This is a genomic window from Hymenobacter arizonensis, from assembly GCF_900115775.1.
GTDB classification, from domain to species: Bacteria; Bacteroidota; Bacteroidia; order Cytophagales; family Hymenobacteraceae; genus Hymenobacter; species Hymenobacter arizonensis.
The window spans coordinates 26,026-39,985 of sequence record NZ_FOXS01000012.1 but is presented as its reverse complement, the minus strand read 5'-3'; the positions used below and the strand labels follow the sequence as shown (position 1 = coordinate 39,985).

General features: G+C 49.5%; 13 protein-coding genes and 1 pseudogene. 7 read left to right on the top strand and 7 right to left on the bottom strand.

Annotation, left to right across the window (positions count from 1 at the left end):
* The first annotated feature begins 61 nt into the window (after nt 1-61).
* Complete coding sequence (locus tag BMZ66_RS24615; protein ID WP_092677092.1) at nt 62-1,012, top strand: IS481 family transposase; 951 nt, start codon at nt 62-64, stop codon at nt 1,010-1,012.
* A gap of 127 nt (nt 1,013-1,139) precedes the next feature.
* Nucleotides 1,140-2,312, top strand: a complete 1,173-nt coding sequence (locus tag BMZ66_RS24610; protein WP_143080454.1) for an acyltransferase family protein — start codon at nt 1,140-1,142, stop codon at nt 2,310-2,312.
* A gap of 220 nt (nt 2,313-2,532) precedes the next feature.
* On the opposite strand, the gene BMZ66_RS24605 is transcribed toward BMZ66_RS24610, so the two are convergent.
* Nucleotides 2,533-2,748 (bottom strand): transposase, encoded by a 216-nt coding sequence (locus BMZ66_RS24605; protein ID WP_262507623.1) that lies wholly within the window; start codon nt 2,746-2,748, stop codon nt 2,533-2,535.
* 490 nt (nt 2,749-3,238) lie between these two features.
* Between BMZ66_RS24605 and BMZ66_RS24600 the strand changes: the two genes are divergently transcribed.
* Together BMZ66_RS24600 and BMZ66_RS24595 are read left to right on the top strand one after the other, a co-directional pair.
* Nucleotides 3,239-3,442, top strand: coding sequence for a hypothetical protein (locus BMZ66_RS24600; RefSeq protein WP_092679040.1), 204 nt, complete (start codon nt 3,239-3,241; stop codon nt 3,440-3,442).
* A 563-nt stretch (nt 3,443-4,005) separates the two neighbouring features.
* Nucleotides 4,006-5,097: an acyltransferase family protein gene (locus BMZ66_RS24595; RefSeq protein WP_143080453.1), complete on the top strand. Its 1,092-nt coding sequence runs from the start codon at nt 4,006-4,008 to the stop codon at nt 5,095-5,097.
* 11 nt (nt 5,098-5,108) lie between these two features.
* On the opposite strand, the gene BMZ66_RS24590 is transcribed toward BMZ66_RS24595, so the two are convergent.
* Complete coding sequence (locus tag BMZ66_RS24590) at nt 5,109-5,573, bottom strand: hypothetical protein (protein ID WP_143080452.1); 465 nt, start codon at nt 5,571-5,573, stop codon at nt 5,109-5,111.
* A gap of 181 nt (nt 5,574-5,754) precedes the next feature.
* Here BMZ66_RS24590 and BMZ66_RS25750 point away from each other — a divergent pair, with 181 nt between their 5' ends.
* Nucleotides 5,755-5,904 (top strand): hypothetical protein, encoded by a 150-nt coding sequence (locus BMZ66_RS25750; protein ID WP_177204913.1) that lies wholly within the window; start codon nt 5,755-5,757, stop codon nt 5,902-5,904.
* A gap of 595 nt (nt 5,905-6,499) precedes the next feature.
* Here BMZ66_RS25750 and BMZ66_RS24585 read toward each other — a convergent pair.
* Together BMZ66_RS24585 and BMZ66_RS24575 are read right to left on the bottom strand one after the other, a co-directional pair.
* Nucleotides 6,500-7,621, bottom strand: a pseudogene (locus BMZ66_RS24585) (acyltransferase family protein).
* A gap of 86 nt (nt 7,622-7,707) precedes the next feature.
* Nucleotides 7,708-8,073 carry a hypothetical protein gene (locus BMZ66_RS24575; protein WP_092679035.1) on the bottom strand — a complete coding sequence of 122 codons (366 nt, stop codon included), beginning with the start codon at nt 8,071-8,073 and terminating at the stop codon, nt 7,708-7,710.
* A gap of 399 nt (nt 8,074-8,472) precedes the next feature.
* On the opposite strand from BMZ66_RS24575, the gene BMZ66_RS24570 reads away from it, so the two are divergent.
* Entirely contained in the window at nt 8,473-8,703 is a 231-nt protein-coding gene (locus BMZ66_RS24570) for a hypothetical protein (protein ID WP_143080451.1), read from the top strand.
* Nucleotides 8,704-9,212: 509 nt separating this feature from the next.
* Complete coding sequence (locus BMZ66_RS24560) at nt 9,213-10,196, top strand: exostosin domain-containing protein (RefSeq protein ID WP_092679032.1); 984 nt, start codon at nt 9,213-9,215, stop codon at nt 10,194-10,196.
* 182 nt (nt 10,197-10,378) lie between these two features.
* Here BMZ66_RS24560 and BMZ66_RS24555 read toward each other — a convergent pair whose 3' ends face one another.
* The 3 genes from BMZ66_RS24555 to BMZ66_RS24545 are packed head-to-tail and all read right to left on the bottom strand — an operon-like array spanning nt 10,379 to nt 13,920.
* Nucleotides 10,379-11,284, bottom strand: a complete 906-nt coding sequence (locus BMZ66_RS24555) for a glycosyltransferase family 2 protein (RefSeq protein ID WP_092679031.1) — start codon at nt 11,282-11,284, stop codon at nt 10,379-10,381.
* Between the two features lie 7 nt (nt 11,285-11,291).
* The gene (locus BMZ66_RS24550; protein ID WP_092679030.1) at nt 11,292-12,308 is read right to left on the bottom strand and encodes a polysaccharide deacetylase family protein; all 1,017 of its coding nucleotides are present in this window, start codon (nt 12,306-12,308) and stop codon (nt 11,292-11,294) included.
* Nucleotides 12,289-13,920: a glycosyltransferase gene (locus tag BMZ66_RS24545; protein ID WP_092679029.1), complete on the bottom strand. Its 1,632-nt coding sequence runs from the start codon at nt 13,918-13,920 to the stop codon at nt 12,289-12,291. Before BMZ66_RS24545 ends, BMZ66_RS24550 begins: the two co-directional genes overlap by 20 nt.
* Between the last annotated feature and the right edge of the window lie 40 nt (nt 13,921-13,960).

Below are 13,960 nucleotides of genomic sequence, written 5' to 3'. Positions count from 1 at the left end.
CTAGGTGTATAGTCCCAAGGAGTGATGGTGTATTTTCCGGGCTGGAATTTTGCACGAACCTATGGGACAAGTACTCCACGGCAGCGCCCGCACAACAGCGGCAGTACGGCGCGCTATCCAACACAGCCAGGAAAGCCTACAAAGCTTAGCTGCCCGCTACAGCATCAACCCCAAAACGGTGGCCAAGTGGCGCAAGCGCCCGACTACAGCCGATGCGCCCATGGGCCCCAAGCCGGTATCGACGGTGCTCAGCGCCGAGCAGGAAGCCATCGCCGTGGCCTTTCGTCGGCACACCTTGCTGGCACTCGATGACTGCCTGTACGCCCTGCAGGCCACGATTCCGCACCTGTCCCGCTCGGCGCTGCACCGCTGTTTCCAACGCCACGGCATCAGTCGCCTGCCGCTGAACGAGGACGGGCAGAGCCCGCCGAAAAAGAAATTCAAAGACTACCCCATCGGCTACCTGCACGTCGATTTCGCCGAGGTCCAGACCGAGGAAGGTAAGCAATACCTTTTTGTGGCCATCGACCGCACCAGCAAGGTGGCGTTTGCCGAATTACATCCGCGTGCCAAACGGGTCGCCGCGGCCGAATTTCTGCGGCGCGTGCTCGACAAGCTGCCCTACAAAGCGCATACCGTGCTGACCGACAACGGGGTGCAGTTCACGCCCCAGCCGCACCAATTTCTGCCGGGTGGGCACAGTTTTGACCGCATTTGCCGCGAATATGGTGTCGAGCATCGTCTCACGAAGCCAGCTCACCCCTGGACCAACGGCCAGGTCGAGCGCATGAACCGCACCATCAAAGAAGCCACCGTCAAGCGCTTCCACTACCAGAGCACCGACGAGCTCAACGAGCACTTGCAAGCCTTTTTGCTAGCCTACAACCACGCCAAGCGCTTGAAGACGCTACGCGGGCTGACCCCACATGAATTCGTCTGTGCGCAGTGGCAAAAGAACCCGACTATATTTACCCGAAACCCGACCCACCTCACGCTGGGACTATACACCTAGTTCTTTCCCTACAAACGAAGTAATTATCTTCTTGTAATGTATTTTTATTATCGCATCTATCAATACTTGCATTCTAACCGCTAGGATTAAGTTTTTTCGTCTTATTCCTTTAAACCTTATTCTTTGAGTGATAACTTCTATCGCAAATACTGCTCCCCAAACCAATAAGTATTTTCCTGCCCTGACTGGTCTACGATACGTTGCTGCGCTGATGGTATTTTTTTATCATCTAGTGCCTGAATTGCCCCTTAGAACTACTACTTCTATCACCTGGGCTATTCGACTGATCCAGCAAGGATACATAGGAGTAAATATATTCTTTGTCTTGAGTGGTTTTCTAATTACTACCCGCTATCTGAATAGAATTTTAATGACAGCGCCATGGTTTTGGAGCTATTTGCAGAACCGATTTGCTCGGATTTATCCCGTTTACCTGCTGTTGACAGTCTTCACTTTTGGGGTGATGATACTCCGACCTATCAGCAATTACTATGAGTGGCCCGCGACTTATAGAGCTTTAGACAAGGTAACGGTCCTTTTCTTAAACCTAACGCTAACTCGTGCCTATTTCCAAGAATTGTCGCTGATAGGGGTTCCTACTGCTTGGACACTGACGGTTGAAGAAACATTTTACGTGTGCGCCCCTTTTTTATTGATTGGTATCAGGCGTAATTTTCATCGCATCTATCTCTATCCTCTACTGTTCTTTGCTATCGGGAGTGCATTGGTAGCTTTTTGTAGTCACTACCTGCCATATTACGGTTTGATGAATAACCTGACCTTTATGGGTAGCGATACATTTTTTGGTCGGTGCGTAGAGTTCCTTGTTGGAATGGCATTAGGTTACTGGGTTGCTCACCCACGGCGTATCATGCAGCCGCGATTCTGCGTGAAAGCTACATGGCTCGGAAGTGCTGGAGTAGTAGTTGGGATGATTTGTATGGCCATGATTGAATATACATTCCCCTCTCAATCTGTAACTCATCTTGTTGCGCTTCGCCTAATGACAAATATTCTGCTTCCTATACCTATTGCTGCTATGATCTGGGGACTGATAACGGAACATACTTGGCTGCAGAGGATATTAAGTACCAAAACTTTTGACGTACTGGGTAAGGGTTCCTATGGGTTTTATTTATTGCACTTAGGTGCTACAGATTTGATCTTTTCACACTTCATAACGGGCCATTGGGCGGGGCGCTTGGTTGGTTATACTTTGTTATCCATTGCTTTATACAAGGGGGTTGAACATCCCCTGAATAGAAGGTTGCGTTACAAAACCCTTACTAACCAAAGGTAGTATCTACTTATATAAGCAAAATTGACTTGAGTCGGTCTATTTTAGCTGCCAAATGCGCTGCACGCTACTCACTGTGGATTTATGCAACAGTCACTAGTGCTTATCAGGGGAATTAGCCATACAAACTTTCTGATAGTTAGTGGCAGGTGAGTTTCTAGCGGGACTTCTCGAGTGAGAACTGCCAATTAACGTTGGCACGGCAGGCATTGCGCTTGGCCATCTAGTCCTTGATGTGAGCGCGCAGTTCAGCCTGGGAGGGGAGGGGGTAGTGCAGGCACTGGCGGGCGATGGCCGTGAGTTCGAGCTGGGTCAAGTTGAGCCAGGAAGCATCTTTGGGCGTGTAATGCGCTTCGAAGCGTGAGGCTAAGGCCGCAGGCCTGCGGAGCTGGTAGAACACGACATCAGTGTGGGTTTTCAAGTTGTCATGCACCAGCACGTTTTTTTGGCCTGCTGGTAAGCTGCCGCCAAGGCTTGCAAAAAGCAGCAGTAATCAGATCCGGTGCGCTGCCCCGAGACCTTGAACATGCGCCGGCCCGTACTCGCTTCGAAGGCCACCAGCAGGCGAGCTGTGTCTTGGCGCATATAGGCCCTTCTTTCCCGCCGGGGCCGGTTGGCTTTCGCCATCGGTTTCCCTGCCCGAGTCGGGCCAGCACGGGCAGTAACGACTCGACGGGCTGGCTGTGCAGCACACAAGAGCGTTCGTCGAAGACGACGAGAAAGTGCGGGTCGTAAGCCTGCCCGTAGACGGCTAGCAGGTCTTCCATCAGGGTCAGAGAAGGGGCTTTAAGGGAAAAACGCGGCGTCGTGATCAGGGGCGGAAAATTGAAATTTCTGACCGAGAAAGACCGGCCGTTGCCCGGCCTGCTCTAGCTGAAGTTGCTGGCCTTTGCCCGCGCCTGCTACCAGTCCGAAAAGGTGGGCTGAACTTGGCGGCGTACGCTGCTCAGCGTGCGGTCGAGCGGCAACTTGTGGTGCGCGTGCAGGAGCCGGTGCGCGACATTAAGACCACCGGCCGCGCCGGCATTTTGCAGAGCAACTTAACTAGTAAATGCGCCACAGTGTCAGTGAGCCACACAGTGGATATCCAGGACAGCCGCGTGAATGAGCTAGCCGTGCAGTACAGCGCATAACAGCCTATTGACGAAATAGATGATGTTAACTTCGTGCTGGATTGGACCGCAAAACAGCCAGGGCACCTTATGTGGGAAAGCGATAGGGACTGGACGTAGTGCCAGGCCCCCGGTCATCAGGATGCCCAATAGGAGCAGGCCCTTTCCCCCAGCGAAAGCCGGTACCTGGGTTACGGCGGGCACTGAAAGGTGACCCACAAGTTTGGGAAGCCTTTGTTGCCAATTGCCTCCATGCTCAGCGCGCCCAAGAAGGCCCGCAGCCACCGCGCTCAATCCACCTACGCAATTGAAGCTAAATTTTAGCTTTCTTTAAGGTTCAAAAAGGTGGTTCCCAGCCGGGTGGCCCAGGAAACCAAATCCAGGTGTTCTTCCACGTTGCTGAGGGGGCAGCACGCCAATGGCGGGGGGCTAAGGTGAACCTTTCGGAGCATCGGGTTGGTCCCACAGCTTTCCTTTTCCGCGCGAACATCTCATGCAGCATCAGCCACTTTACCTTTCTGGCTCTGGCTAGGTCCACAAACTATCAATTTTACAAAAGCGCCCGCAACACCTCTTTGCCGACTATGGAACCGGAATTACACCACCAGCCCATCCGTTACCACGAAATTGATCTGCTTCGTTTCATTGCAGCGATGTCCGTTGTGCTGTTTCATTTTACTTTTCGAGGATACTATGCCGACCATGCCAGTCCGGTTGCGTATGCAGGCATTGAAGCAGTCTCTAAGTACGGGTATTTAGGCGTTGAGCTTTTCTTTATCATTAGCGGCTATGTAGTCTTGATGTCGGCTCAAGGCAAAACGTTAAGTCAGTTTTTTATTTCTCGCGTAAAACGTTTATATCCTGCCTATTGGGTGGCATGTACCCTCACTTTTGTGGTAGTCCGCTTGTGGGGCCCCACCACATCTTCTCCATTCTGGTCGCCCATGATGGCGGCCCCCGTGAAAAGGTATCTGGCTAGCATGACCATGTTGCAGGGCTTTTGTGGCATACGTGACCTTGACGGCGTATACTGGACGCTCACTTATGAAATTAGTTTTTATTTTCTGATTTCCTTACTCATCGCCTTTGGTTGGATAAAAAAGCATTTGGTGCCTTTTTTGGCGCTGTGGCTAACCTACTGCGCGCTGATTGGTCCCGTAGAGACACCAATCCCCTTTGTGATCTTATTGCTTCCCAGCCAAGCACCATTTTTTGTGGCTGGCATGGTTTTGTACTTGCTACAGACAAAACAGGCAGCGGCGTGGAAGCTTTATCTACTGCTGCTGTCCAGCTATGGACTGTGCCTACGGTCCGCCAGGGCTGGCATGAAGTTGACGGTCCTGTATTACCATCAGCCGTTTTCGTTGCCGGTGGTGTGCGCCGTGGTAACCGGTTGCTTTGTGGTGTTTTTGATGATTGTCAATAGCAAAAGGAGATTAGGCCCTGCAAAGTGGCTAACGTGGGCCGGCGCCCTGACCTATCCAGTGTATTTGCTGCATCACAACATGGGGTATGTGGTGCTTCAGCAATTGGGCAGCAAAGTTGACAAGTACTTTCTACTCGCAAGCATGCTTGCCATGGTGCTTTTACTGTCTTACTTAATGCATGTTTGGATTGAACGACGCTACATCAGCATGTTGGGTAAAAACCTTCAACAGTTGCTGGAAAAAGCATGAGTAAACGGGCATTAAAGAGTAGTACTATGTACGGTCTTTCGTTGTTCGCAGCTATTTGCTTGTCGTCTTCGTACCAATAGCGCCTGATTTTTGCTTTTTTTCTCGCGTGGCCCCAGCACCTGCAGCGTCAAGCACGAGTCAGCAGTGTACAGGGTGCGGGTGCGGTAGTGGGTGGTTACTTCTGTCCGTGCGGCCGCTCCGCAGAGCAAGACTACGCGGCCAGCTGGCAGGTGTGTGGCAGTATAGCGCACGTCCAGCGTGTCGACTGGGTACTCGTGCCGAAAGGCCAACGCATAGAACTCCAGTAGGGCGTCGTATCTCACCGTCTCGTTGCTCCTGCCGTAGTGAAACACCGTAAGTGGTGACCCCGCGCCCTGCGTGGCCAAAGGATTCTGCAAGAACCGACCGTAGGGCTCGTAAAGCCACACATTTTCTGTGGCTTGCCGCCGCCGTAGTACCATAAAGAGCGGTCCCACAGCGCAGAGAATAAGTAGCAAGCTTCTCCAATTTAACGCTTGCTGCCTATTGGCAGCCTGAGGTGGTCTAGCTAAAACGGACATTGAGAAGTCTTATCCTCCTTTGCCCATGACTGAGGAACTGTATCCTTGAGGTGGTTGAGTAAAAACAGACTAGGGCACGTCTTACCTTCCACTGCCCATGTCGACCAAAGTGATTTCCAGCGTCCCGCCGCTGACCCGCAAAGAATACATGCCTGCCCTTAAAGCGGAGTGCGTGTGCCAAGTGGCCGCTGGGGTCCGCCAAACCGAATTGGACGTGGCTCGGGCGCTGAGCCTGTCGCCCTCCTAGGTAGTTGGCAGCGTCAGGCGTTGACCGAAGCGGTGCCTAGTAGTGCGGAGCGCGACGAGATTAAACGCTTTCGGGCCGAGTTGCGGCGCGTGGAACAGGAGCGCGACATAGTTCTGATAGATAATTCTATGATTTTGCGCGGGAGTCAAAATAACAACTATTTGCATTTTTTTAGTGGCCCGCTTGGGTACTTATGACCCTCCTTTCCGCAAAATACTGGCAGCGACCCGAAGCCAAGTGCCCAACCAGCTGCCGGGATGCCATAGGAGTTTACGAAACACCGCGAAGGGATGACTTTTGTAAACGCCACGGTAGGAGCCCCGGACCCAGCAAAGTGCAAGCCGGCGCGGGCAAGCGCATCCGGTGCGATTCCAAGAGAGCGGGTAAAACATAGATTATGTTAAGGGACCATTCCGCGAAAGAGCTTAGCTAGCTGCTTGCCCGTTTCGCGTTTCCGTCCAACTTAAACGGCATTGGTAGTTGCAAGCCCCTCGCCTATTACAACGCCGAACGCCGCTACTTCGCCTTCGGCCACCCATTATCCAACCGCTTCGAAACCCATCTGCAATCCACGTCCCAACTCTGTCAGGCTTAGCTATATCACCTCACCACGCTCTCTCCAAGTCTCCATACTACTAATCATCCTATTTCCTAAAAGGGTGCCGTACCTTTCAATGGTCTTCTCTGACCACATAGCCACCAAAGCAGTCCCCCCAATGGTCACAAGGTAGCATACAATTAGGATAAGGTCAGGAGCTAAGTAAGGATGCAGCTTTCTGGAAATAATTCCTGAGACATACCACGCAAAAACGAAGTGGAACAGGTACATCGAGTACGATAACTGGCCAATCTTGCTCAGTGCTCTTAGTTTTGTTACCCTAACATTTTTTATCGTTTCAATCAGAAACAGAAAAGACAGCCCCGAGACAAATGGTAGTAAAGTGATACGAAAGTTATACACAAACAACACTAAGGCACCCCCGGTAAATGCCACGGAGCCTCCTATTACCAAAAACGGATGCATCAGAGCCTCACCGTTCTTAGCCTTACTGTAGAAATAGTAGGAAAGACCAAGAAGGAACACAGGAAGTTGATTGATAATACTATAGTAAAGGTAAGAGTTGTTACCAGTGTTATGCCCAGTATAGGAGGCAATTGTCTGGACGATCATATAGCACACCACCAGCCCAATCACAGGTGCAGCAATCATTTTTCCACTGCTAGTTAAATTATTCCTATAGAACTGGAAAAGGAAGGGGAAGATGCCATAAAAGATCATCTCTGCCCCAATACTCCATCCACCCGGAACCACGTTGTTGTTAGCTGGAAATTAAAGGCCATGGATAAACAGCAGATTAGCGGCTATATTCTTTAGGGAAAAGTTTAGCATATCGAATTTCAAGGCCGAATTGCAAAAGCCATAAAATAATATGCCGAAATAGTATAGTGGAGCAATTCTGAAGTATCTTCTTAAATAAAATGGCATTAATCCTTCGCTTGCCCCTCGTTTCTCCATAGAAAGGCACAGGGTATAGGCAGAAAGGATAAAGAAGAGCTGCACGCCCATTTGGCCGTAGGCGGCAATTTCATAAGTTATGAAGTGAATACCTTTCACGCTCTGTGAGGTGTGCACGAGTATCACCATCAACACGGCCACTCCTCTTAATATATTAATATACTCTAACTTTTTTGACCCTTGTTGCTTACTGAGCTCCATTTACCATTGGTTTATAGACCTACTGTAAGAAACTGCAATCTATGTATACAAAGCAACAAATGTTTACTCAGATTCGGTATATCAACTCAACCACCTTGCAACATGCGCAGTAGAGCCGGGGCCGTAGCCGCCGTTTGTCGCGGCCACTTCAACAGCCGTTCATGCCAGCGGGTAGGCTTGCCTCGGTAGTAGAGCTTGCGGCCTTTCCGGTACTGGGCTTCACATTTTCTATCAACGCCAAAGTAGGCACTCAGGCCCCGAAACCGCTTGTTCTCCAGCTGCGAGTCGTAGTACAGCCGTTCCCCGGCGAAGGCGCAGCGGTGCGCTAACATGCCGGTTCCGCTGCGTAAATACAGCACCGTGGCGCGGCGGTCGGTTGTTGGGCAGACCATGTACCACCGGTGGCCACCAACCACGCCGGGCAAGTTGCTGGGCTGCTGCTCTAGGTGCACCCGGCAATCGTAGAGCAGCTCCTGGTTGACTGTGTAGTGGAGCCATAGGTAGCTGCTCGCCCTCGCTCAATGTAGGCTTATAAAAGTGCAGGCCCCCCGGCCGTAGCGGTAGCGCCGGGGCCGCTATTTCCGCAGCAGTTCACCACAGCGCTTACCAAATCCGACGACAGCGACGACCGCAACTTTCCCATTGATATTCCGCTGTCGGCTGTGCTAGGTAGTAACTACGCGGCACGGCATGCCTCCGTTCGACGGGTGTGTAGGGACTTGTTTGCAAAAGATATCAACCTGCTCCAAGTGAGCGCATGAAAAAGAGAGCTATCACTCCACTGGACGCGTATTGTCGCGGATATTAGGTTGCCTGCCGGTAAGGAGCGAAAACTGGGCAATTTCGCGCCGTTGAATCGGCCTTACCTGCTCCAGCTCACTAAGGTGGTCAATTTTACGCGGGCCGATATAGCTACGCTGCTCAAGCTTTCGCCCACGGCCCAACGGCTGTACTGGTATTTAATGCGCTCCGCCGACATGAGCGAGGGGCGCACCTTCACGCGCTCCTTAGTCGTTGGACAGACGAACCTGCTGCTGAATGACGCAGCATTGTACCCTCTGTTTGCCGACTTGAAACGGTAGATACTCGAGCCTTTCCGGCTGGAGTTTGCCGCGCAGGACGTGGCATTTGCTGTCGAGTGGGAGGGAAAGAAAACGGGCAAGAGAAACATCTCCGCCTTGATTATTCATGCGGCCCGGGCCCGTAATACAAGTGCCGCCAGTAAGCAGCGGACTACCGACGCGGACGGCTTGCCCGGTTTTAGCTCGCAGGGTAATCTGTATGACAAAGCCCAGGCCGAAGCCGCATGAAGCTCACTGAAACTGAGTTGCTCGCTTTTCGAGAGCCGTTTACTTCGCTCGAAGAGGCCTGGTTAGAGGACGCCGAGTGCCTCTACACTTACTTTAACCTCGACTGCCGGCACTCGGCGCTGGGCTACCGCTTGTCACATTGATTTGAACTATACTTTCTGCAAAAGCTACCTTAGCAACCAGTCCGTTTCAACTAGACCACCTGCTATATTAGTGGCTGAGTCAAAGGGTAGAAATCGTAAACAGAAACCATTCGGAAGTGACATTCCATTCCTCCTAATATGAAGGTGTTTATAACGTCGGCCTACCCCAGTAACCCATTAAATAATTTTACGCCCGCCTATCTTGAAGAGTCCGCTAAAGCAGATCCGTTTAAGTGTCATCAATTAGTACAAGATCCACAAGCAGCTGATATCATCATCTTTGCAGAACATCATCCTGCCCATGATCCTTATTTCTTTGCGGTTCTGCAAAATGAAATTTATCGGCAATACCGTCATAAATGTTATCTGTACCACGATAACTACGCTACTATACCCCTCATCCCCACTGTAACGCCAGTATTGAGCCTGCAAGACTACTTTCCTGATTTTACGCAGCCCTTTTCATATATTGTTCAACTTATACCGAACACAGAAATTCGTGATTGCTCTGGAGTAACAGAAAAAAAATATTTGTTTTCGTTTGTGGGAGCTGGGCGTACTCATCCCATCCGAAAATCAATTCTGACTCTTTGCCGTGACGATGTCTACCTTGGGGACACATCAGATAAAGATGCTTGGGCCCTTGCGGAGGATGATTATGTGGAATACCAAGCGAGCTATGCCGAAATATGCCGTGCCAGCAAGTTTATTCTTTGTCCCAGAGGCCTAGCAGCAAATTCCTACAGGTTATATGAATGTCTGCAAATGGGAATACCTCCTGTCATCATTTCTGATGAGTGGGTGCCGACAGTAGGACCTAAGTGGGAGGAGTTCTCAATTAGAGTGTCGGAAGCCGAGATTGCTAATATTCCTGCAATACTGAAGGAAAAAGAGCCTAGTGCTGCACACATGGGACTGTTAGCTAGACAAGCGTGGGAAGAATGGTTTACTAAGGATAAGCAATTCCATTATTTGACTGAAGCTTGTTTGCGGTTACACTCAACTAGAAAGGAAAGATATTATCTTCCTCAGCTTAAATTATATAAACGCTTTCTGCAGCCCTCGCACGCCCGAAATTTGTTGCGATACTACAAGAATGCGTTATGGGCAATGATGAAATAAACTAAGAGGCAGTGTCGGAATATTTTAAGCGGAGTATTAGTTTCGTCCATGTTAAAATATATACGGACATGTTATATGGTCAGCGGGCAGATGAAGGTGCATGTTTTCCGTATTAGCACCGCAGGTTCTCCTTCGAATGAGTCAATGAGAAGTAAAGGTCAGGGAAGTTTACAGCCACTATTTTACTGCCTCCACGATTTAATGAATCTTCTCACACGTGCCGGCAGCATCCTTTTTACAAAGTGTATTAGATTGGGCTTATAAGGTAATAGAGCGTGCTCTAAACGCTTTATGATACGTGTATCAGTTATGTGCTGGGTAGAAAAGTATAGCTGACACCACTGCAAAAAATACAAGCGGTCGTGCATGTACGTACCACTCTTCAGAGAAGTCTGTAAGAGAGATTGAGGCCGCTGACGATAACGGTTGTGGCAACTGGATGAGACATAAACAGGCTCTGATAAATAAATCTTGACGAGCAGAACCTGGTCTTCGTACATTCCCGGAAAAGACTCGTCAAATCCACCGCAGCTATTTAGAGCCTCTTTTTTCACTAGGATAGCACAAACACAAGGGGATGCTCCAGTGCCCAAAGGATATAACTCTAGTACCAATTGGGGCGGTGCGTACAAGTGGTCTTGTTGTCCACCCACAGGTATAATTATATTTTTTTTACTAGAATCTACCCAATCATTCCAATATTCAGTCGCTTCGCAGATCATAGCGACATCTCGTTGCTGCATAATGGCCATATTATGGGCTAACATGGTTGGGAGCCATACATCATCAGCATCCAAAAAAGCAATGAACTCGCCACGGCTATTTGACAGTGCTGCGTTACGACTTGCGCTAAGACCGCGGTTAAGATGCCCGGCATGCTCGCAATACACAATTTTCGGTGCGTGTTGATGAGCATATTGCTGAGCAAGGGCAGTACTTCCATCCGTGGAGCCATCATCTAACAATATAAGCTCCCAAAAATCATACGTTTGCTGCAGGACGCTTTCAACAGCTTCCGTTATAAATTGCTCCATGTTTAGGAAACACATGATCACGGAAACCTTGGGGACGACGTCTGCCTGACTCATAGCACAGTTAGCAATAGGTAAACCAATGGCGAATGTATTTTTTTAAAGTCGGTCCATCCCAGTTGTCAACCTGAAAGCGACCTAGGCGATATGGGTTAGCGTTGCTAGTTATCGTTTGAGCTTGCGTGGTGAACGCGGCCGTAAATTCTTCGGCGCGAGCTAAATTTATGGTTTCGTCATTGCAGCTGCCATAAGGATATGCAACTAATTCTATATTACTGCTCAATTCCTGGCTCAGGAGCTGTTTGCCCATCCGCAGTTCGTGCTTTTGTACAGAAGATGAGTGATAAGCTAAAGCTGGGTGTGTGAGGGTATGAGCTCCAACTGTGAAGAGGGGATTGTCCCGTAGGAGTTGCAGTTGAGCTACCGACATTGTGTTCGGCTGGATTGGCGGCGTGGCCTTAGTCCAATCACGAATGTGGGAAATGGCAGCACGCTGTTCGGCGGAAGGCAATGGTATTAAGGTTTGCCATAACAGATGGTAAAGGTGGGCCCGCCGCGTGGGAGGAGGGGCGTACTGGCCTTTCCACTGCTGGTGTAAGACCCATAAATCTTCGCTTAGGACACAATCATTTGCAAGGTCAAATTCTAGCCGTTGACCATTGCCTATCGTTAAGGAAAATAAGGCTGGCAAGATAGGTTGTACCAAAAAAATACGCGCTAGTTCATCCCACCAGAAATCTTGGGAGCGGGTAAGTGTGTTAGCAACAACAAAAAAGGTAGCCGGCAGCTGAAACTGCTCGAGCAGAGGCATAGCATAGGTGAAATTGTCTATGTAGCCATCATCAAACGTGATAACGACACTCCGGCGGGGTAGCGTTTTTGTGTGAAGTTTAGCCAGCAGTTCTGGCACGGATATAACTGGCGCAAAATCTTTTAAGACCTGTAAGTGTTGCTCAAAGCGGGCCGGAGAGACAGCTAAATTCCAAGGGTCCAACTCAACTTCGGCCACGCGGTGATACAAGACCACAAGTGCCTTGGGTTCAAAGTAATTTGGAATCTGATTAAGTAAGTTTTTCAGCACTAGGTAACGGTTTCACCGCCTTTACGGTGTTTATAACTTGAAATTGAGGATCAAAATAATCTAACTGTTCCTTTGTTACTTCCGGCAGGCCAAGGCCATACAAGAAAGCTGTAGCAACGAAAACGTTGCCAAATGACTTGACTTCCACTTGCCCCTGGTTGAATATTTCCGCCATTATTTTGCGCAACGCTTTATCTGTAAATGACCAATACCATGTCTCTTGCCATTCGCCCTTGTCAATAGGAGTCAATCCTGGGCAGGTTAGCAACAGCATTCCGCCAGGTTTGAGAATGCGATAACACGTACGGAGGGCTCCAGTGAAATCATATATAAACTGCAGAGTCTGCGTAAGAACAATGCAGTCAAAAGTGTCGTCAGGTAGGTGGGGAGCGTTACTTAAGTCACCGACATATGTTGCTTGTGGATGTCCTTCATTGATGTGTAGTACTTCACTAATAAGGTTATTCGGATTGCCAAACTGCAAGGTGTAAGAGTTGTCTCCTATCTCTAGGACTCGGTTTTTGATGCCCAAGGCTTCACTCCGAAGAAAGTTCTCTATGTAATAGCGGTCAATGGGGCCACCCCGAGTGTAACCAAATTCATCACAGAGCGGCGCTAAGCGTGCTAAATCGCCAAAGTCAACTTTACCCGAAGAGGGAGAAGAGTGATTGATCAGGCCTAATTTACGCAGGACCTGAAAGGCTCGCTTGGGGGTGCCTCGTTTGATTAGGGCGCTCAGGGGAGCAGCTTTACGCAGAAGGTAGTAGCGAGCAAACATATAAGGAGAATACTGTAGTAAGTCAAGCAGGATTGCCCGGCTCGGGGTTGTTTTGCTGGTTAGCATGCTATGGCTGATAACCGTATAATAATATTCTTTAAATTGATAGATGCCTTTGGTAAGGGCTTCCATCTCCTCGGTAGTTTGTAAAGCTGCTTGTTGGCTCAGCAAAACCTGGAGGGCACTGCTGAGCATGGCGTGAGCATTCGCTGACAGGGAAGCCGGATGCATGCGATAGGCAGCTAATCTCTCCTGGTGTTGAACTATCTGATACTTACGCGTTATCCGAAGGTATAAATCATAGTCTTCACATCGCCGTAATTCCACGGCAAAGGGAAACTCGTCTAATACCCACCTAGGAAACATAACGGCCGCTATCATGCCAATAAAGTTGCCTTCCGCTAGGAGAGCGGAATAGGTATTGGGATACAGGGGAGGAATTTTCGCGACGACCCTTTGTTCATCGGAATACACTAAGTCGTAAGAGCCCGCTACAAAGGCTGATGCTGGGTATAATTTCAGATAATTTATATTGACTGCTATCGCTTTCGGATAGAGCCAGTCATCCGCGTCAAGAAAGATCAAGTATTGGCCCTGGCTTCGCAGAATTCCCGTGTTGCGAGCTGCCGACAAACCCTGATTTGGTTGGTAGATATACTGCACCTGAGAATACTGAGCCGCAATGGCCCGGGTGTTATCTACGGAGCCATCATCGATTACCAAAATTTCTACCGTGGAGTAGGTTTGGTTCAGTACACTTTCGATGGCGGTCGTTAGTAGATGACCTTGATTATAGCAGGGAATAATTAGGGATACTAAATCAGGAGCATTCATTGACTTTCACAGTGCATTTTAATATGGCATCACATCACCT